This window comes from Ruegeria sp. N8 (assembly GCF_056531325.1).
This window is the reverse complement of sequence record NZ_JBQFLQ010000001.1, coordinates 351,736-369,268: the sequence shown is the minus strand read 5'-3', so window position 1 is coordinate 369,268 and position 17,533 is coordinate 351,736. Positions and strand designations below refer to the sequence as shown.

Annotated in this window: 20 protein-coding genes; 15 read left to right on the top strand and 5 right to left on the bottom strand. The window is 59.0% G+C overall.

Features of this window, described 5'->3' with window-relative positions; genetic code table 11:
* From ACR0C5_RS01855 to ACR0C5_RS01845, 3 genes are read left to right on the top strand one after another with little or no spacing between them, the layout of a single operon-like run.
* The gene (locus ACR0C5_RS01855) at positions 1-204 is read left to right on the top strand and encodes a DUF2061 domain-containing protein (protein ID WP_170774408.1); all 204 of its coding nucleotides are present in this window, start codon (positions 1-3) and stop codon (positions 202-204) included.
* The gene (locus ACR0C5_RS01850; RefSeq protein WP_170774406.1) at positions 197-1,075 is read left to right on the top strand and encodes a fatty acid desaturase; all 879 of its coding nucleotides are present in this window, start codon (positions 197-199) and stop codon (positions 1,073-1,075) included. The genes ACR0C5_RS01855 and ACR0C5_RS01850 overlap by 8 nt, the downstream gene beginning before the upstream one ends.
* A 21-nt stretch (positions 1,076-1,096) precedes the next feature.
* Positions 1,097-1,999 carry an EamA family transporter gene (locus ACR0C5_RS01845; protein ID WP_480874140.1) on the top strand — a complete coding sequence of 301 codons (903 nt, stop codon included), beginning with the start codon at positions 1,097-1,099 and terminating at the stop codon, positions 1,997-1,999.
* Here ACR0C5_RS01845 and ACR0C5_RS01840 read toward each other — a convergent pair.
* The 3 genes from ACR0C5_RS01840 to ACR0C5_RS01830 all read right to left on the bottom strand — a co-directional run bounded on the left by ACR0C5_RS01840 (position 1,996) and on the right by ACR0C5_RS01830 (position 6,145).
* Positions 1,996-3,399 (bottom strand): DEAD/DEAH box helicase, encoded by a 1,404-nt coding sequence (locus ACR0C5_RS01840; protein ID WP_480874137.1) that lies wholly within the window; start codon positions 3,397-3,399, stop codon positions 1,996-1,998. The genes ACR0C5_RS01845 and ACR0C5_RS01840 overlap by 4 nt on opposite strands.
* A gap of 184 nt (positions 3,400-3,583) precedes the next feature.
* Positions 3,584-4,522, bottom strand: a complete 939-nt coding sequence (locus ACR0C5_RS01835) for a glycosyltransferase family 2 protein (protein WP_480874134.1) — start codon at positions 4,520-4,522, stop codon at positions 3,584-3,586.
* Between the two features lie 18 nt (positions 4,523-4,540).
* Positions 4,541-6,145, bottom strand: coding sequence for a peptide chain release factor 3 (locus ACR0C5_RS01830; protein WP_170774398.1), 1,605 nt, complete (start codon positions 6,143-6,145; stop codon positions 4,541-4,543).
* A 109-nt stretch (positions 6,146-6,254) separates the two neighbouring features.
* On the opposite strand from ACR0C5_RS01830, the gene ACR0C5_RS01825 reads away from it, so the two are divergent.
* The 8 genes from ACR0C5_RS01825 (at position 6,255) to ACR0C5_RS01790 (ending at position 13,670) form a co-directional block, all read left to right on the top strand.
* Positions 6,255-6,617: a nuclear transport factor 2 family protein gene (locus ACR0C5_RS01825; protein ID WP_170774396.1), complete on the top strand. Its 363-nt coding sequence runs from the start codon at positions 6,255-6,257 to the stop codon at positions 6,615-6,617.
* Between the two features lie 73 nt (positions 6,618-6,690).
* The gene (locus ACR0C5_RS01820; RefSeq protein WP_480874724.1) at positions 6,691-7,470 is read left to right on the top strand and encodes an SDR family oxidoreductase; all 780 of its coding nucleotides are present in this window, start codon (positions 6,691-6,693) and stop codon (positions 7,468-7,470) included.
* A 3-nt stretch (positions 7,471-7,473) separates the two neighbouring features.
* Positions 7,474-8,583, top strand: coding sequence for a hypothetical protein (locus ACR0C5_RS01815; RefSeq protein ID WP_480874131.1), 1,110 nt, complete (start codon positions 7,474-7,476; stop codon positions 8,581-8,583).
* Positions 8,584-8,670: 87 nt separating this feature from the next.
* On the top strand, positions 8,671-9,729 hold the full coding sequence (locus tag ACR0C5_RS01810; protein ID WP_480874130.1) for a methyltransferase domain-containing protein: 1,059 nt from the start codon (positions 8,671-8,673) through the stop codon (positions 9,727-9,729).
* An 80-nt stretch (positions 9,730-9,809) separates the two neighbouring features.
* Positions 9,810-10,895 carry an ABC transporter ATP-binding protein gene (locus ACR0C5_RS01805; protein ID WP_480857292.1) on the top strand — a complete coding sequence of 362 codons (1,086 nt, stop codon included), beginning with the start codon at positions 9,810-9,812 and terminating at the stop codon, positions 10,893-10,895.
* Between the two features lie 121 nt (positions 10,896-11,016).
* The gene (gene surE, locus ACR0C5_RS01800; RefSeq protein ID WP_480874127.1) at positions 11,017-11,799 is read left to right on the top strand and encodes a 5'/3'-nucleotidase SurE; all 783 of its coding nucleotides are present in this window, start codon (positions 11,017-11,019) and stop codon (positions 11,797-11,799) included.
* Positions 11,796-12,446, top strand: coding sequence for a protein-L-isoaspartate(D-aspartate) O-methyltransferase (locus ACR0C5_RS01795; protein ID WP_170774383.1), 651 nt, complete (start codon positions 11,796-11,798; stop codon positions 12,444-12,446). Before surE ends, ACR0C5_RS01795 begins: the two co-directional genes overlap by 4 nt.
* Positions 12,447-12,509: 63 nt before the next feature.
* A complete protein-coding gene (locus ACR0C5_RS01790; protein WP_480874125.1) occupies positions 12,510-13,670 on the top strand; it encodes a peptidoglycan DD-metalloendopeptidase family protein in 1,161 nt (386 codons plus the stop codon).
* 61 nt (positions 13,671-13,731) lie between these two features.
* Here ACR0C5_RS01790 and ACR0C5_RS01785 read toward each other — a convergent pair whose 3' ends face one another.
* Positions 13,732-14,403, bottom strand: a complete 672-nt coding sequence (locus ACR0C5_RS01785; RefSeq protein WP_480874124.1) for a helix-turn-helix transcriptional regulator — start codon at positions 14,401-14,403, stop codon at positions 13,732-13,734.
* 21 nt (positions 14,404-14,424) lie between these two features.
* Positions 14,425-14,730 (bottom strand): hypothetical protein, encoded by a 306-nt coding sequence (locus ACR0C5_RS01780; RefSeq protein WP_480874121.1) that lies wholly within the window; start codon positions 14,728-14,730, stop codon positions 14,425-14,427.
* A 219-nt stretch (positions 14,731-14,949) separates the two neighbouring features.
* Between ACR0C5_RS01780 and ACR0C5_RS01775 the strand changes: the two genes are divergently transcribed.
* The 4 genes from ACR0C5_RS01775 (at position 14,950) to ACR0C5_RS01760 (ending at position 17,471) form a co-directional block, all read left to right on the top strand.
* Positions 14,950-15,183 (top strand): twin-arginine translocase TatA/TatE family subunit, encoded by a 234-nt coding sequence (locus tag ACR0C5_RS01775; protein WP_480874119.1) that lies wholly within the window; start codon positions 14,950-14,952, stop codon positions 15,181-15,183.
* Positions 15,184-15,189: 6 nt separating this feature from the next.
* Positions 15,190-15,648, top strand: a complete 459-nt coding sequence (gene tatB, locus ACR0C5_RS01770) for a Sec-independent protein translocase protein TatB (RefSeq protein WP_480874117.1) — start codon at positions 15,190-15,192, stop codon at positions 15,646-15,648.
* Positions 15,645-16,517 carry a twin-arginine translocase subunit TatC gene (gene tatC / locus ACR0C5_RS01765; protein ID WP_480874114.1) on the top strand — a complete coding sequence of 291 codons (873 nt, stop codon included), beginning with the start codon at positions 15,645-15,647 and terminating at the stop codon, positions 16,515-16,517. The genes tatB and tatC overlap by 4 nt, the downstream gene beginning before the upstream one ends.
* A gap of 111 nt (positions 16,518-16,628) precedes the next feature.
* Positions 16,629-17,471: an ATP-binding protein gene (locus ACR0C5_RS01760; protein WP_480874111.1), complete on the top strand. Its 843-nt coding sequence runs from the start codon at positions 16,629-16,631 to the stop codon at positions 17,469-17,471.
* Positions 17,472-17,533: the final 62 nt, after the last annotated feature.

The following is a 17,533-nucleotide window of genomic DNA, read 5'->3' as shown; positions in this document are numbered from 1 at the left end:
ATGGAGACACGACGCAGATCAGTCGTGAAGGCCGTATTGTGGAATGCGGTGGGCCTTGTGGTGATGACCGTTGTGGGGTTGGTCGCAACCGGCTCAGCCGCGATCGGGGGCGGTTTGGCTTTGGTCAACACGGCCATCGGCCTGACGCTCTACGTGATTTACGAACGTATATGGGCAGGTATCTCATGGGGCCGCAATGTCTGAGCGTGCAGGGCCTGAATGGGGCACCCTTGCCCTGATCCTTGGGTGCTATGGGGCGTGGTTAGCGATGCTGTTTTATTTGCCGGTTTGGGCCGCTGTGCCATTGGTGGGCGTCGTGGCGGCACTGCATTCTTCGCTGACGCATGAAGCGATCCACGGCCACCCCTTTCGGCAAAAGGCGTTGAATGAGGCGTTGATGGCGTTGCCGTTGACGCTGTTCATTCCGTACCGCCGGTTCCGCGACCAGCATCTGGCACATCATCGGGATGCGACGCTGACCGACCCCTATGACGACCCCGAATCTAACTATCTGGATCCACAGGTCTGGGCAGCTCTGCGCGGTTGGCAGAAACGCTTGCTGGCAGTGAACAATACGTTACTAGGGCGCATCGTGTTGGGTCCGGCCATTGGTCAATTTGTGTTCATACGGAATGAGTTACGGCCCGTTTTGCAACCAGATATCCTGCTTGCCTGGGCATTGCATCTATGCGGAGTTCTGGTGGTGCTGTGGATTGTGTCGCTGTCGCCCATGCCAATCTGGGCCTATGTTCTGGCTGCATATCTGGGGCTAGGCTTGGTGAAGATCCGAACCTTTCTTGAACACCGCGCCCATGATCGGGCTTCGGCTCGTACGGTGATCATCGAAGATCGGGGGCCCTTGGCCTTTCTCTTTCTTCACAACAACCTGCACGTGGTTCATCACATGAATCCAGCGGCGCCGTGGTACCGGTTGCCCGCCTTGTATCGCGCAGGGCAAGACACGTACTTGGCGCGGAACGAGGCCTATGTCTATCGCTCTTACGCGCAGGTGTTTCGAGCCCATTTCCTAAAGGCCAAGGATCCGGTGCCGCATCCGCTCTGGCCAAAGGGGTAAATTGCGGCCACAAGGGGCGGTATGAGCCTCTGGATACCCGTCACCATCGCCGCCGCCTCGTTTCAGACCGTGCGGTTTATGCTGCAAAAATCACTGAGCAGCGTGAAATTGTCCGCCGCAGGTGCGACCTTTGCCAGATTTGCCTATTCGATGCCGTTGGCCGTTCTGGCGCTTTGGGCTGCACTGCAACTCAGCGAGTTGTCTTTGCCTTCGATGCCACCCCTGTTCTGGCTGTTCGCGACCATTGGCGGCACAACGCAGATCTTGGCAACCATCTGTGTGGTCGCCTTGTTCAAGCAGCGCAACTTCGCGGTCGGAATCACGTTCAAGAAAACCGAGGTGATCCAGACCGCTATCGTCGGTTTCCTCGTTCTGGGCGACCAGGTTTCAGCCGGAGCGCTAGTCGCCATTCTGATGGGCCTGACGGCAGTTCTGTTGCTGTCGAAAAACCCCGGAGGGGACGGTGCGTGGTGGAAACACCTGACCAATCGCGCGTCACGGCTGGGGCTGGGGTCGGGGATTCTGTTCGCCTTTTCCTCAGTCAGCTACCGGGGCGCATCACTACAGCTTGGTGAGATCGACGCATGGTTCCGCGCGCTGGTGACGCTGGCCGTTGTTGTGACATTCCAATTCGTCAGCATGGGGCTGTGGCTGCTGTGGCGAGACCGCGCCGAACTGCGCGCGGTGTGGGAGACGCGGCGCACCGGCGTCTTCGTAGGCCTCACCAGTCTAAGCGGGTCGTTTTGCTGGTTCTTCGCCTTCACATTGCAGAATGCGGCTTATGTGAAGGCGTTGGGGCAGGTTGAACTGATCCTCAGCCTGTTCGCCTCGATCCTGTTCTTCCGCGAAACCATCACCCGGCGCGAGATCGCCGGGATGGCATTGCTGGGGGCCTCAATCCTGGCCCTGGTGCTAACGATTTAAGAGGCGTCCGCCTCGGCTAGCGCCGTTACGCCTGCGCGGCGTTCGTCAAAGCTCAGCGCTATGAAGCTGGGCAGGTGATCACCCATGCCAACAACCGCCGGACCTGAATCGTTTCGGCGACCACGGCCACGCGGTTCCTTGTCCTTTCGGCGGTCCGAGTCCTTCTTGCGCTCGGGCTTTTTGTCGACCTTTGCCTCGTCGACCGGCTTAATCTTTTTCTCGCGCTTGGGCTTTTCGTCCTTGGGCTCTTCCTTGACCGGATTGTCGAGCCGGGGAATGTCCTTCTGGATCAGGTTTTCAATTGCGTCCAGAGCCTTTTCATCGCGGCCCGAGCAGATTGTGATCGCCTTGCCCTCGCGCCCCGCGCGACCTGTGCGACCGATGCGGTGCACGTAATCCTCGGCATGGCCGGGGACGTCAAAGTTGAACACATGGCTAACCGAAGGGATATCCAGCCCTCGCGCCGCCACGTCCGAGGCCACCAGCAGGCGCAGTGACCCGTCGCGGAAGCCGTCCAGGGTTTTCATGCGCTGCGACTGATCCAGATCGCCGTGAATGGCGGCGGCGTTATAGCCGTATTTCTTCAGCGATTTCGCGCAGATATCCACATCCGTCTTGCGGTTGCAGAAAATGATCGCGTTGGTGCAGCCTTCACCCTCGGCGTCGATCAGCGCGCGCAGAACCTTGCGCTTGGCGCTGGCCTCGCGGTCGCGGCGGCCACCTTTGAACATGACCACGCCTTGTTCGATCGTCTCGGAAGCGGTGGCCTGACGGGCAACCTCGATCCGGGCAGGGGCGGACAGGAACGTGTCGGTGATGCGCTCAATCTCGGACGCCATGGTGGCCGAGAAGAACAGCGTCTGACGGGTGAAAGGTGTCAGTGAGAAGATGCGCTCGATATCGGGGATGAACCCCATATCCAGCATCCGGTCGGCCTCGTCCACCACCATGATCTGAACACCGGTCAGCAGCAGCTTACCGCGCTCGAAATGATCCAGCAGACGACCCGGCGTGGCGATCAGCACGTCGACGCCCCGATCGATCAGAGCTTCTTGTTCCTTGAAGCTGACGCCGCCGATCAACAGCGCTTTGGTCAGTTTCAGGTGCTTGGTGTAGGTGTCGAAGTTCTCAGCCACCTGCGCGGCCAGTTCCCGCGTCGGGCACAGCACCAGCGAGCGCGGCATCCGCGCGCGTGCGCGGCCACGGGCCAGCAGGGTGATCATCGGCAGTGTGAAGCTGGCAGTTTTGCCGGTACCGGTCTGGGCGATGCCCAGCACATCCTTGCCCTCAAGCGCAGGCGGAATCGCTCCGGCCTGAATCGGGGTGGGGGTTTCGTATCCGGCTTCCTCAATGGCTTTGAGGACCTTTGGGTTCAGGTTCAGTTCGTTAAACTTTGTCATGTATGTCCGGTTTTTGCGGACACTCGACCTGGCCCGCGCGTATGAAGATGTGCCGGGCCCGGATGGCCATGCGCATCCCGCGCATTTCGGCTGAGGCGGGACATAACAAAAACGTTGGGCAGCGTCAAATGAAGAGGGGTTTAGGTGTTCGCGGCCCTATACCGCGCAGATTTAATGCAACAATTCAGATGCTTCCGGAGAAATGTTTCGCAAGTTTTCGGTCCAGATCCAGTGGCCGGTGCCGGATCAACCCGTGTTGTTCCAGCCGTGCCCGCACCTCGGGGTGCGCGCCGCTGATCTCATCGAAAAACGCGCGCAAGCCGTCGACACCGTCCTCGCTTTCGATCCAGCTGAGCAGTTCGTTCATGTTCATCCCGCCCTCATCCCGCGGGACATTTGGCGTCATTCCGGGTTTGTATGACCCACGCTCAAGTCGGAACCGGTAATGCGCCAGCCAGTGATCCCAATCCGGGGCGTGCCGGTGGCAGAGCGCAGCCTCGGCAAGTTCCGCTTTGCAGATCAGGCGTTCCCCATGCTGGAACAACCCGTGAATGCGGAAGTTGATGCCTGGCAAACCGGTGCGAGCAAACACCTTGCCTTGCAGGTGACTGAGAAACCCACCCTTCACGAAAGCCCCATAGTTGGGATAGAGCGCCTGCACCGTTGCGGCACGATCAGGCCCGGACGGGATATAGGCTTTGTACAGGTCCTTGGCGTCGGCCACTGCCTCTTCCGGGCGTACGCGGATATAAGGGGTACCCTGCGCGACCTCGTCCAGCAGATCGGCTACCGGGCGGTCGGGCCACAGAAACTCGTCCAGATCAATATGCAGCAACCAGTCTTCGCTGGCCTTTCGGTAAGTGAATGAGGCGTTGGCTGTCTGGCGCACCTGATGCTTGTCGGGGCGCTCCCGCTTACGATTGGCCCAGAACCCGTCGTCGCAATTGCGGACCTCAACCTTTGGGTGCCGGTTCAGGGCGTTGAAGGCCTTGGGGCAGGGCTCGTCCAGATAGACATGCATCCGATCCACCCCAAGGTCGAGGTGATAGGCCACGAAACGCAGGATGTCCGGGGCCATCCCCCGTACCGTCGAGACGATGCCCCAGGTCGATTTATCACCCATGCGCGGCCCTTTGGCCGGTCACGTCATCATTTCCTTGGTCGCAGTCAGGGTCAGGTCAGGATAGTCCCGGACCACCCGGTCGATATCCCATTGCAGACGTGTCAGGTAGACGGTGTCGCCGTCATGATCATGCGCGATGTGCTGCTTGTTGGCGTTGACGAACTTGTCCACCGCCACCTTGTCACCACTGACCCAGCGGGCGGATGTGAACTGAGACGCCTCGAACCGCACAGGCAGGCCGTATTCCATCTCGATCCGGCTGGCGAGCACTTCGAATTGCAGCGCGCCGACGACACCCACGATAAAGCCCGACCCAATCGAGGGTTTGAACACCTTGGCTGCGCCTTCCTCGGCAAATTGCATGAGTGCCTTTTCCAGGTGCTTGGCCTTCATCGGGTCGCCCGCACGCACGCCTTGCAGCAATTCCGGCGCGAAGGACGGGATGCCGGTCACGCGCAGCGCCTCACCTTCGGTCAGCGTGTCGCCGATGCGCAACTGGCCATGGTTGGGGATGCCGATGATGTCACCGGCCCATGCTTCATCCGCTAGTTCGCGATCCGAGGCCAGAAACAGCACCGGGTTCGAGATTGCCATGGGCTTCTTGGACCGCACATGGGTCAGTTTCATGCCGCGTTTGAAATGGCCCGAGGCCATCCGTACAAAGGCCACCCGGTCGCGGTGCTTGGGGTCCATATTGGCCTGAACCTTGAAGACAAAGCCTGCGACCTTCTTTTCATCCGGCGCGATCTGACGTGGTTCGGCCGATTGCACTTGCGGCTGCGGGCCGTAAGCGCCGATGCCCTCCATCAGTTCTTTGACACCGAACGAGTTGATCGCCGAACCGAACCAGATGGGGGTCATATGCCCCTCAAGAACCGCCTGCGGGTCCAGCGCGGGCAGCAATTCGCGCGCCATCTCGACCTCTTCCAGCAGTTTCTCAAGCAAGTGCTCGGGAACATGTTCGGCTAGTTTCGGGTCATCCAGACCGTCGATCTGAATGCTCTCGGCTACCTTGTTGCGGTCGGCGCGGTCCATCAGTTCCAGCCGGTCGCGCAGCATGTCATAGCAGCCGATGAAATCGCGACCCACGCCAATCGGCCACGCGGCGGGCGTGACGTCGATGGCCAGCATTTCCTGAATCTCGTCAATGATCTCGAACGTATCGCGGCTTTCGCGGTCCATCTTGTTACAGAAGGTCAGGATCGGCAGATCGCGCAGGCGGCAAACCTCGAACAGTTTCTGCGTCTGGCTTTCCACACCTTTCGCGCCGTCGATTACCATGACGGCGGCGTCCACGGCAGTCAGAGTGCGATAGGTATCTTCCGAGAAATCGCTGTGGCCGGGCGTGTCCACCAGATTGAACCGGAAGTTCCCATAATCAAACGACATGGCCGAGGCGGAAACCGAGATACCACGATCCTTCTCCATCTGCATGAAATCCGAGCGCGTGCGCCGCGCCTCACCCTTAGCGCGCACCTGACCGGCCATCTGGATCGCGCCGCCATAAAGCAGGAACTTTTCCGTTAGCGTCGTTTTGCCCGCATCAGGGTGCGAGATGATCGCGAAGGTCCGGCGACGGGCGATCTCGGGCGGCAGGGTGGGTTGGTTCGAGGTATCAAGCATAATCGCGCGTATAGGCGGGGAATCTTGCCGAGGCAAGACAAAGGGGGTGGTTCGAATCATACACCTATGGCAATAGGAACATATAGTGAACAAATAGTGGAGAGAGACAATGAATTTGAAAGAGATTGCCGACGAGCTGGTCGCAGGTTGCCGCGAGGACCGCGCCAAGGAAAATCTTGAGAAACTCTATGCTGAGGATGCCGTCTCGGTCGAAGCGCAGGATTTCATGGATATGGGCCGCGAAACCCACGGTCGCGACGCGATCCGGGGCAAACATGAATGGTGGGAAGGCGCGCATGAGGTTTCCGGTGCCTCGGTCAGCGACCCGATGCCCCATGGTGAAGACCGTTTTGCCGTGATCTTCGAGGTCCAAGGTAAGGTAAAAGAGACCGGTGAAGCCTTTGATATGAAAGAAGTTGGTGTCTATCACGTCGCAAATGGCAAGATCGTTCGGGAAGAGTTCTTTTACTGATATTGCTTGAAATCTGGTCTTCTCTGTCTGGCCGGTGCTAGACATGGCAACAATAACAGATGGGGAGGATCAGATGGATCTAGGTATCAAAGGAAAACGCGCGCTGCTCTGTGCCAGCAGCAAGGGTTTGGGTCTGGGCTGTGCCGAAGCTTTGGCCGAGGCCGGTGTCAATCTGGTGATGAACGCCCGCGGAGCCGAGGCGCTTGAGGCCGAAGCCGCGCGCTTGCGGGACACCTATGGCGTTGATGTTCAGACGGTGGCCTGTGATGTGACCTCGACCGAGGGGCAGGCGCAGGTGATCGAAGCCGCGCAGGGTGTTGATATCCTTGTGACAAATGCGGGCGGTCCGCCTCCGGGTATGTGGTCGGATTGGGAGCGTGAAGACTTCATCAAGGCGCTGGATGCCAACATGCTGACACCGATTGCTTTCATGAAGGCATTGTTGCCGGGGATGATGGAAAAGGGCTGGGGGCGTGTGGTCAATATCACTTCGCAATCGGTGCGCGCGCCGATTGCCGTGCTCGGCCTGTCGAACGCGGCGCGGACTGGGTTGACCGGCTACGTCGCGGGAACCGCGCGGCAGGTAGCCCCGCAAGGGGTGACAATCAACAATCTGCTGCCGGGTATCCACGCCACTGACCGCGCGGAGTCCCTAGATAGTGCGGTTTCGCTGCAAAAGAACATCTCGATGGAAGACGCCCGTGCAGAGCGCGCCGCCACGATCCCTGCGCGCCGCTATGGCACACGGCAGGAATTTGGGGCCGCCTGCGCCTTTCTGTGTTCGCAGCACGCGGGCTTTATTGTGGGCCAGAACATCCTCTTGGACGGCGGTGGAACCAACCTGACGATGTAAACGATGACGCAGAATTTTTCATTAAAAGACCAACTGTTTAACGAAGAAAAGACCCGCTATTTGGCGGGGCTTTTTGCAGCGGCGGATGCTGACTTCGATGCAGAGGCGTTCGAGGCGCAGGTCATGTCCCGCCTGCTGGATCTGGAATTGAAAGAGCGCATGGCGTGGATCGCCGAATGCCTGCAACAGGCCATCCCCGGCGCGCTGCCGGACATTGCGCCTAGGCTGTTAAGTGCGCTGCCACCGCCGCTGGACCCGTCAAAGACAGATGATGATTTCGGTGATTTCATCTTTGCGCCTTTGGGTGATTGGGTTGTGGCCGTTGGCCTCGACCATCCGGATCTGGCGCTGGACGTGCTTGATGAACTGACGCAGAGATTCTCGATGGAATGGGCCATTCGCCCGTTCCTGAACGCCCATCAGGACAAGGTGCTGGACAGGATGCAGGCGTGGTGCGCGCATGACAGCTATCATGTTCGGCGCTTGGTCAGCGAAGGCACTCGCCCGCGTTTGCCATGGGGGCAGGCGGTGGGCCTGGAACTGACCGACCCGTTGCCTTTGCTGGATCGCCTGCACAGCGATCCGACGCGATACGTGACGCGGTCGGTGGCGAACCATCTGAACGATATCACCAAGAAAGACCCCGATCTGGTGCTGGACCGTTTACTGCAATGGCGCGAGGGCGGTCAGGATGCGGATGAGTTGCGCTGGATGACTAGCCACACCCTACGCGGACTAGTGAAATCCGGCCATCCCGATGCGATGAAGATGCTTGGGTTTGATCCTGATGCGGCGATCTCGGCCGACATTCAGGTCAACGATGAGGCCAGAATCGGAGGAGCGTTGACCTTCGATGTATTCCTTGGCGGGACCGGGGATCAGCCTGTATTGATTGATTATATCATTCACTTTCAACGCCCTGGCGGTAAAACCTCGGCCAAGGTGCATAAGTTGAAACAGACCGCGCTGCGCGATGGCGCTCTGACGCTCAGCAAGACCCACAAGCTGAAGGGCAATGCCACCACGTTCAAACTGGTGCCGGGTCCGCACCGGCTTGAGGTTCAGGTGAACGGGCAGGTGCGCGCTGCCGTGGATTTCGACCTGCTCGGGTAACGCTTTTGTAAAATCGCACATGTGCGGATTGCGCCACGGCCCTTGCTGCATTAGCTGATCCCCTACCAGACACAGGGGATACCTTCGATGAAGCATGAATCGGTGCAGAACTATTACGGTGACGTCCTTCAAAGCAGCGCGGATTTGCAGACCAATGCCTGCTGCACGCCCGATGACATGCCGGATCATGTAAAGAAAATTCTCTCAAAAATTCATGATGATGTGCTGACGCGTTACTATGGCTGCGGTCTGATTGCACCGCTGGATCTGGAAGGGATGAGCATCCTTGATCTGGGCTGTGGTGCCGGGCGCGACGTTTATGCGCTGTCGGCGATGGTCGGCGAAAATGGCCGCGTGGTCGGCGTGGACATGACGCCCGAACAGTTGGATGTGGCCCGCGCTCATCAAGAATATCACGCGCAAGCGTTCGGCCATGGTGCGTCGAATGTGGAATTCCACAACGGCTATATCGAAAAGCTGGACGAGCTGGACCTTGAGCCCGGTTCCTTCGACATCATCGTTTCGAACTGCGTGATCAATCTGGCCACCGATAAAGAGGCCGTTCTGCGCGGCGCGCACCGTCTGCTGAAAGATGGCGGCGAGAAGTATTTCTCGGACGTCTATGCTGACCGCCGCATCCCCGCCGCAATGGCCGAGGATGAGGTTTTGTATGGGGAGTGCCTGTCGGGCGCGCTCTATTGGAATGATTTCCTGTCGATCTCGCGCAAGGCCGGGTTTGCCGATCCGCGCCGAGTGACACATCGCCCGCTGACCATCGAAAACCCGGTGCTGGAAGAGCGGGTTGCGCCCTTGAGCTTCCTGTCGGCCACGTATCGTCTGTTCAAACTGCCCGAACTGGAACCAGCTTGCGAGGATTACGGCCAAGCGGTGATCTACAAGGGCACGATCCCCCACGCGCCGCATCTGTTCGAGCTGGACGACCATCACGCGATCGAGGCGGGCAAGGTCTTTCCGGTGTGTGGCAACACCTGGATGATGCTGAAAGACACGCGATTTGCGCGCCATTTCGAGTTTATCGGCGATTTCTCGACCCATTATGGCATCTTCGAAGGTTGTGGAGGGGAAAGCCCATTCGAAGCCACCAATGCCAGCACCGGTGAAGCCGTCTCGGGCGGGTGCTGCTGACCGCTTGCGCCTGAACGGCGGGGTTGCTATCCCCGCCTAAGCCCGATGAAATTGATCGGGAAAGGCAACGGGGTCCTTCGGTGACAGTGAATTCAACGCCTCCACGTCTGGAAATCCGCAATTTGGTCGCCCGGTATGAAGGGCGCATTGTGGTGGATGATGTCTCGCTGAGTGTTCAGGCGGGGCAGGTGACGTGTTTGCTGGGGCCGTCGGGCTGCGGCAAGTCGACCACGCTGCGTATGATCGCCGGGGTCGAGATGCAGGAGTCCGGCCAGATTTATGTGGATGGCAAGCTGATCTGCGACACGGTGTTTCGTGTCCCGCCCGAGCGGCGCGAGATTGGGCTAATGTTTCAGGACTTTGCCCTGTTTCCCCATCTAAGCGTGGCCGACAACGTGGCTTTCGGTCTGAAGGGCCACAAGGACGAAAAACGCGCGCGGGTCGAGGAATTGCTGACCAAGGTTGATCTGATGCGCTTCGTCGACAGCTATCCGCATCATCTGTCGGGTGGCGAACAACAACGGGTCGCACTGGCGCGGGCTTTGGCGCCGCGTCCCCGGATCATGTTGATGGACGAGCCGTTCTCGGGGCTGGACAATCGTCTGCGCGACGGTATCCGGGATGAAACGCTGGCAATCCTCAAAGAAGAAGACGCCGCTGTGGTTTTGGTGACGCATGAGCCGGAAGAGGCGATGCGCATGGCCGATGAGATTGCCCTGATGCGGCGTGGTAAGATCGTGCAGCAAGGCGCGCCCTATAATGTCTATACCCGGCCAGCGGATAAAGCGGCGGTTGCATTCTTCAGTGATGTCAATGTGTTGAAGGCGCAAGTTAACGGAGCTCTGGCGGAAACGCCATTCGGCCAGTTTCTTGCGCCGGGTGTACCTGACGGCACGGACGTTGAGATCGTCTTCCGACCGCAGCACGTCAAACTGGATTTCGACCGAAACGGCAAAGGACCGCTGCCCACACCGACTGATGGGGTGGCCGCGCGTGGCGTGGTCCAGCGGGCGCGCTTTCTGGGCAATGAAAGCCTGGTTGAGTTCCGCATGGACTATGACGGTTCGATCTTGAAGGCCACGGTGCCGAATGTCTTTGTGCCGCAGCCGGGGCGCGTTATGTGGCTGACCATTCGCCGCGACCGGTGCTTTGTTTTCCCCGAATAATGCCTGACGTGGCATTTTAGACCCAACTGGTGCGCGAATGCCGCAGATTGCGCGTGCGCTTCGCTTGCCGAGGCGCGGGGCCGGGTCTATCAAGGGAGAAACGCAGGGATGGATGGGGCATATGCGTATTCTTCTGACCAATGATGATGGCATCAATGCACCGGGCCTTATCACGCTTGAGGCAATCGCCGCCCAGCTTGCCGGGCCCGACGGAGAGGTCTGGGTCGTCGCGCCAGCATTCGAGCAATCCGGCGTGGGCCATTGCATCAGCTATACCCATCCGATGATGGTCGCCAAGCTGGGTGAACGTCGCTATGCCGCCGAGGGCTCGCCCGCCGATTGCGTGCTGGCCGGTTTGCATGATGTGATGAAGGATGCACTGCCCGATCTGGTGTTGTCCGGGGTGAACCGGGGCAATAACTCGGCCGAAAATACGCTCTATTCCGGAACGATCGGTGGCGCGATGGAAGCCGCTTTGCAGGGTGTCCCTGCGATAGCCTTGTCGCAATACTTTGGCCCGCGCAATCTGGGGCTGGACGACCCGTTCGAGGCCGCCGCCCGGTTTGGGGCGGATCTTGTGCGCAAGATCTTGGACGCGACCCCGGCCCAGCAGGGCGATTACCGCCTGTTTTATAACGTGAATTTCCCGCCCGTTCCCGCAGATGAGGTGCTGGGCACCCGCGTGGCGCCGCAGGGCTTTCGCCGTGACACGCATTTCTCGGTCGAACCACACAGCTCGCCCTCAGGGCGGCGGTTCTTGTGGATTAAGGGCGGCTATCAGCACAATCCGACCGCGCCCGGGACGGATGCGGCGGTCAATCTGGCGGGCTATATCTCGGTCACGCCGATGCGTGCGGACCTGACAGCGCATGACACGCTTGAGACCTTGAAGTCGATCGAATGACGGGCTTGAGTGCAGAAACCAAGATGCAGTTCCTGTTTGCGCTTCGGTCACGTGGCGTGACAGACAAGCGTGTGTTGGCGGCGATGGAACAGATCGACCGGGGCCAGTTCGTCAGGGGCCTGTTTGCCGAGCGCGCCTATGAGGACACGCCGTTGCCGATTGCTTGCGGGCAGACGATCAGCCAGCCGTCGGTCGTGGGGCTGATGACGCAGGCGCTGGATGTGGGGCCACGCGATACTGTGCTCGAGATCGGGACCGGGTCGGGCTATCAGGCGGCTATCCTGTCCAAGTTGGCCCGCCGGGTCTACACAGTTGAGCGTCACAAGCGATTGGTGCGGGAAACCGGCGCGTTGTTCCGCGAGCTGGGTCTGACCAATGTGACCGCGATGTTGACGGACGGCTCATTTGGTTTGCCTGAACAGGCGCCGTTTGATCGTATCATTGTGACCGCGGCGGCTGAGGACCCTCCGGGCCCGCTCTTGGCGCAGCTCAAAATCGGCGGTATCATGGTATTGCCGGTGGGGCAGTCGGATGCGGTTCAAACTCTGATCCGTGTGCGACGGACCGAAACCGGCCTGGACTATGACGAATTGTTGCCTGTTCGTTTCGTGCCCTTGCTGGAAGGGCTGGGAAAAGACGAGGCGTAGAAGTTTATTCTGAGGAACCCACCCGAACCCCGGTCAACAGGGGCAGGTGATGAGGACGGTAAAATGAGAGCAGTTTCCAAATCAGCGACGCTCCGCTGCGCAAGCGGCATGGTGGCAATGGTGGTTCTGGCCGGGTGTGAAGGCCCGCTGGACTATGATCTGCGCGGTCAGGTAGGCGGGTTTTCGACCGCTGACGCGGCGCAATCGGCCACCACAAGGCGCCCTGCGCCCGATGCACGCGGGGTCATTACTTATCCCACCTACCAAGTCGCCATCGCTCGGCGCGGCGACAAGGTCAGCGACGTGGCGGCGCGGGTCGGATTGCCCGAAGGGGAACTGGCCGTATTCAACGGTTTGAAGCCGACCGATACGTTGCGGGATGGCGAGGTGATCGCGTTGCCGCGTGCGGTCAGTGCGTCGTCGGGCAATGTCGATATTGCCACGATTGCCGGGACTGCGATTGATGAAGCACCGACCGATGGGTCTGTGCGTACCTCGACCCTTGCGCCTGCGCAGCCGGCGGCAGCGCCTGCACCAGTGGCCTCGGGGCCGGAGCCCATCCGGCATCAGGTCAAGCGGGGGGAAACCGCGTTTACGATTTCGCGCCTTTATGACGTGCCGGTGGATGCACTGGCCGATTGGAACGGATTGGATTCCGATTTCACCGTGCGCGAAGGCCAGTATTTGCTGATCCCGGTTAAAACCCAGACGCCGCCACGCCAGACAGAGGAACCGGCGACTAATGTGACTCAGCCGGGTGAAGGCTCACCCACGCCGACGCCTCCAAGTGCCACCCAGCCTTTGCCTGACGAAGAGGTTGTGGCAGCCCCGCCTGCGCCGGATGTGACAGCGGAAGCGCCGACGTCTCAGAGCAACTCGGCGCTGGGTTTGCCGGTGACTGGTTCGATCATTCGGACCTACCAGAAAGGCAAGAACGAGGGGATCGATATCGCGGCGGCTCCGGGCACCGCGGTAAAAGCGGCCGATAGCGGCACTGTCGCGGCGATCACTGCGGATGCAGATCAGGTTCCGATCATTGTGATCAAGCACAACAATGATCTGCTGACTGTTTATGCCAATGTGGACGGTATCACTGTTAAAAAGGGAGATCGGGTGCGTCGCGGTGAGAAGATTGCCGCCCTGCGGGACGGTGACAATGCCTATGTGCATTTCGAGGTTCGCAAAGGGTTCGAAGCGGTCGATCCTGAGCCTTTTTTGAAATAGGAAATGGCCCGTTCCGGGCTATGCCTCCGGCGGGGATATTTTTGGCCAGATGAAGGGCGGATCACGCTTTGGGGTCGAAGTCGCTCAGGCGTTTGCCGGGTTCATCTGTGAAGAGTTCGGGCAGGGGATGGACAGCTTCGATCAGGTCGATGCGGAAGACGCGGAAGCCCTGACGTAGCTCGCACCAGGCGGTGAGGGTCCAAACGCGCCCCCAATATTCCATGTGTAGGGGGCGGATTGTGCGGTCGGTCAGTGTGCCGTCGATCCGGCGGTAGCTGAGGTGCAGTTTCTGGCGCGATTTTATGGCGGCGCGGATCGGGGCCATATGGGCCAGTCCACGCGCGGCATCGGCAAAGGGGTAGACGGCGAATTTCCAGGCGTCGGCCTCGGCGATCACCTGCGTGGGAAGAACTGCGTCGATTTTGTCTGCGAGCGTCTCGGCTGCGGTTTTCAGATCGGGGTCGGCGGCCTGGGCAACGATCGCCATGCCAAGGTTCAGCGCCTCAAGCTCGGCTGGGGTCAGGTTCACCGGGGGCAGGGTGATCTGTTCGCGCACCATATAGCCCACGCCGCGCTCACCCTCGACCGGGACGCCTGACGCGACTAGCGTATCCATGTCGCGATAAATTGTGCGGACCGACACCTCGAGCCGGTCCGCGATGTCCTGTGCGCGGTGCAGTTTGCCGTCGCGCAGGATCTGGATGATATCGAACAGTCGATCCGTGCGGCGCATGTCACGCCGTCCGGACCGCGTTTAAGCGGTCATGTTCCATAGCACTTTCTCGTGACGCATCTGGATACTGTCGGGCTTGATCGCCGTCATCAAGGCAGCGGCGAAGTCTTGTTGTGAGAACTGCGCGGCGGCGTCTTGTGCGGCGTTCATATCGGTCCAGACGACGTAGTCGGTCCATCGGCCATCCTCGCCTTGGCTCAGCTGTCGATGCGCAAAGCCAGGGGCCGCGCGCACGAAGGCTTCGGTGGATTGGCTGAGCTTCACGAACGCCTCGGGCGTGGTGCTGTCTGCGAGCGAAAAGGTGACGATTTCGGCAACATGGGTCATTTCAATCTCCGTTGACCAGGTTTCGATGATCCCTTCCTAGTCACGCGCAACTGACATAAACCTGTCAGTTGAGAAAATCCAGCCTTCAAAATTCATGTGAACTGGCCCGATATGTGCTTGGATTTGATCTGTCTCACTGTTGTTTGGCGGTCTGCAGGCGTAGACACGGTGCCAGACACTATTCCCGGCGCGCGGCGCCGACGTAGAAGGAGTAATCGAATGTTCACGACACCTATGGTATTGACTAATGTGCCTCCAGTTGGCTGGTTGCTAATCGCGATCGTTATTCTGGTTCTTTTTGGTCGGGGTAAAATCAGTTCTTTGATGGGAGAAGTTGGTAAAGGTATCACGTCTTTCAAAAAGGGTGTGAAAGAAGGCACAGAAGAGCTTGAGAAAGACGCTTCTGAAATGGCGAAAGACGTAACACCCGAGACAGATAAAGATAAGGTCTAAGCCGAGATGTTTGATCTGGGCTTTACAGAGCTTCTGGTTATTGGCGTCGTAGCTTTGATCGTTGTCGGACCAAAAGATTTGCCGGTGTTGTTTCGCAATGTAGGACGTTTCGTCGGTAAAGCTCGTGGTATGGCGCGCGAGTTTTCTAGCGCAATGAACGAAGCAGCAGATCAAACTGGTGTCGCGGATATAAAGAAGGGGTTAGATGCCGCGTCACAGCCCGTAAGTTCGGCTGTTGATGGTCTGAACCAAGCCGCTAAAGATATGGCGAGTAGCATGGACCCAACCAAGTTCGACCCCGACAGTCAAACGGGCAAACTGGCGGCCGAACGCGCCGAGCAGGCCAAGAAGATTCAAGCCTCGACCGCACGCGCGGCGGCTGAACGCAAGGCGAAAGAGGCTGCTGACGCCCTAGCCAAAGCCGAAGAGGCCGAGGCCGCGTTGAAAACCGAAAGCAAGACATGACCAAAACCGACGAGATCGAGGACAGCTCGGCCCCATTGATCGAGCATCTGGCAGAACTGCGCACGCGGTTGATTCACTGTGTTGGGGCATTCATCGTCGGTATGTTTGTTTGTTTCGCAATCGCTACACCGATATTCAACTTTCTCACGGCACCTTTGTGTGACGCTTTGCTTGAACGAGGCCAGGACTGCGGGTTGATTTTCATTTCCCCGCAGGAAGGTTTCTTTGTCGCTATTAAAGTATCCTTGTTTGGCGGTTTTATATTGGCCTTCCCTTACATTGGATTGCAGCTGTGGCGCTTTGTAGCTCCGGGTTTGTACCGAACGGAAAAGAGTGCATTCCTACCGTTCATGCTAGCGTCGCCATTCATGTTTTTGCTAGGCGCAAGCTTTGCATTCTACATCGTTACGCCACTGGCTTACGATTTCTTCCTAAGCTTTCAACAGTTTGGAAGTGAAGGTGAAGCTGTAATTGACGAAGCCAATGTGGCCCCGTTGAGCGTTGTTTTTCAAGGTTCGGCGCAAGAGTATTTGAATTTGACTATTAAGTTTATCGTGGCGTTTGGACTTTGCTTCCAACTACCTGTCTTGTTGACTTTGATGGGCAAAGCCGGATTGGTAAGCGCCGAAGGTTTGGGTGCCGTTCGCAAGTACGCAGTGGTCGCGATTTTGGTTCTGGCTGGAATTGTAACACCGCCCGATGTGATTACCCAGGTGATCCTGTTCGTGGTGGTCTATGGACTGTACGAAATCTCGATCTTCCTCGTAGCGCGTGTCGAGAAAAAGCGCGAAGAACAGCTGCGCGCTGACGGCTACTATGACGACGAAGAAGAAGCGGACGCCGATATCGTGAACGAAGAAAGCAAGTAAGCCGGCTTAATCCTGATCAGGCGCGCTCACCGGTGGCGCGCCTTTTTCATGCATGGGCCTTGCCGCTTGCATCTGATCATGGTTTGAACCCCAAAACAGTCGGAGGCCCTGATGGATGACCAAGCCCTGAACCGCATTGCTGATGCCTTGGAGCGCATGGCTCCAGCCCCCTTGGCAGCCCCGGATTTCGGCGCGGCACCGGCTTTCGTCTGGCATGTGGACCCGGACCGGCTGGAACCGGTGACAAAGGTCAACCGGGTCGATCTGGACCTGCTGATAGGCATTAACCGCTCGCGCGACACACTGTTGGACAACACGCGGCGCTTTGCGGCTGGGTATAAGGCAAACAATGCGTTGCTCTGGGGTGCGCGGGGTATGGGCAAGTCCAGCCTTGTCAAAGCGGTCCATGGGAGCTTGCAAGATGAATACCCCGATCTGAAACTGGTCGAACTTCAGCGCGAGGACATGGGCTCGGTCGCGCGTCTGCTAAACCATCTGCGGGCCGCGCCGCATCGGTTCATCCTGTTCTGCGATGATCTTTCGTTCAGCCATGATGACCAACACTACAAATCGCTCAAGGCGGTGCTGGACGGTGGTATCGAAGGCCGCCCGGAGAATGTTGTCTTCTACGCCACCTCGAACCGCCGTCACCTGATGCCGCGCGACATGATTGAAAACGAACGGTCCAGCGCCATCAACCCGTCCGAGGCGGTCGAGGAAAAAGTCTCACTCTCCGACCGCTTCGGCCTTTGGCTGGGCTTCCACCCCTGCGATCAGGACGAATACCTCGCCATGATCAACCGCTACTGCGCCGCCTATGGCGTCAACGTCGCCCCCGACACCCTACGCGCCGAAGCCATCGAATGGCAAGCCACACGCGGCGCACGTTCTGGCCGCGTAGCGTGGCAATTCTTCGTCGATCTGGCCGGGCGCACCGGGACCCATATCGGCTGATCCGCCCGCTTCATCTGGCTAAAAATATCCCTGCCAGAGGCATGGCCCGCAAGGGCCATTCC

Coding starts and splice junctions, on each gene's coding strand:
- ACR0C5_RS01855 (WP_170774408.1), top strand. CDS start 1: ATGGAGACACGACGCAGATCAGTCGTGAAGGCCGTATTGTGGAATGCG.
- ACR0C5_RS01850 (WP_170774406.1), top strand. CDS start 197: ATGTCTGAGCGTGCAGGGCCTGAATGGGGCACCCTTGCCCTGATCCTT.
- ACR0C5_RS01845 (WP_480874140.1), top strand. CDS start 1,097: ATGAGCCTCTGGATACCCGTCACCATCGCCGCCGCCTCGTTTCAGACC.
- ACR0C5_RS01840 (WP_480874137.1), bottom strand. CDS start 3,399: ATGACAAAGTTTAACGAACTGAACCTGAACCCAAAGGTCCTCAAAGCC.
- ACR0C5_RS01835 (WP_480874134.1), bottom strand. CDS start 4,522: ATGGGTGATAAATCGACCTGGGGCATCGTCTCGACGGTACGGGGGATG.
- ACR0C5_RS01830 (WP_170774398.1), bottom strand. CDS start 6,145: ATGCTTGATACCTCGAACCAACCCACCCTGCCGCCCGAGATCGCCCGT.
- ACR0C5_RS01825 (WP_170774396.1), top strand. CDS start 6,255: ATGAATTTGAAAGAGATTGCCGACGAGCTGGTCGCAGGTTGCCGCGAG.
- ACR0C5_RS01820 (WP_480874724.1), top strand. CDS start 6,691: ATGGATCTAGGTATCAAAGGAAAACGCGCGCTGCTCTGTGCCAGCAGC.
- ACR0C5_RS01815 (WP_480874131.1), top strand. CDS start 7,474: ATGACGCAGAATTTTTCATTAAAAGACCAACTGTTTAACGAAGAAAAG.
- ACR0C5_RS01810 (WP_480874130.1), top strand. CDS start 8,671: ATGAAGCATGAATCGGTGCAGAACTATTACGGTGACGTCCTTCAAAGC.
- surE (WP_480874127.1), top strand. CDS start 11,017: ATGCGTATTCTTCTGACCAATGATGATGGCATCAATGCACCGGGCCTT.
- ACR0C5_RS01795 (WP_170774383.1), top strand. CDS start 11,796: ATGACGGGCTTGAGTGCAGAAACCAAGATGCAGTTCCTGTTTGCGCTT.
- ACR0C5_RS01790 (WP_480874125.1), top strand. CDS start 12,510: ATGAGAGCAGTTTCCAAATCAGCGACGCTCCGCTGCGCAAGCGGCATG.
- ACR0C5_RS01785 (WP_480874124.1), bottom strand. CDS start 14,403: ATGCGCCGCACGGATCGACTGTTCGATATCATCCAGATCCTGCGCGAC.
- ACR0C5_RS01780 (WP_480874121.1), bottom strand. CDS start 14,730: ATGACCCATGTTGCCGAAATCGTCACCTTTTCGCTCGCAGACAGCACC.
- ACR0C5_RS01775 (WP_480874119.1), top strand. CDS start 14,950: ATGTTCACGACACCTATGGTATTGACTAATGTGCCTCCAGTTGGCTGG.
- tatB (WP_480874117.1), top strand. CDS start 15,190: ATGTTTGATCTGGGCTTTACAGAGCTTCTGGTTATTGGCGTCGTAGCT.
- tatC (WP_480874114.1), top strand. CDS start 15,645: ATGACCAAAACCGACGAGATCGAGGACAGCTCGGCCCCATTGATCGAG.
- ACR0C5_RS01760 (WP_480874111.1), top strand. CDS start 16,629: ATGGATGACCAAGCCCTGAACCGCATTGCTGATGCCTTGGAGCGCATG.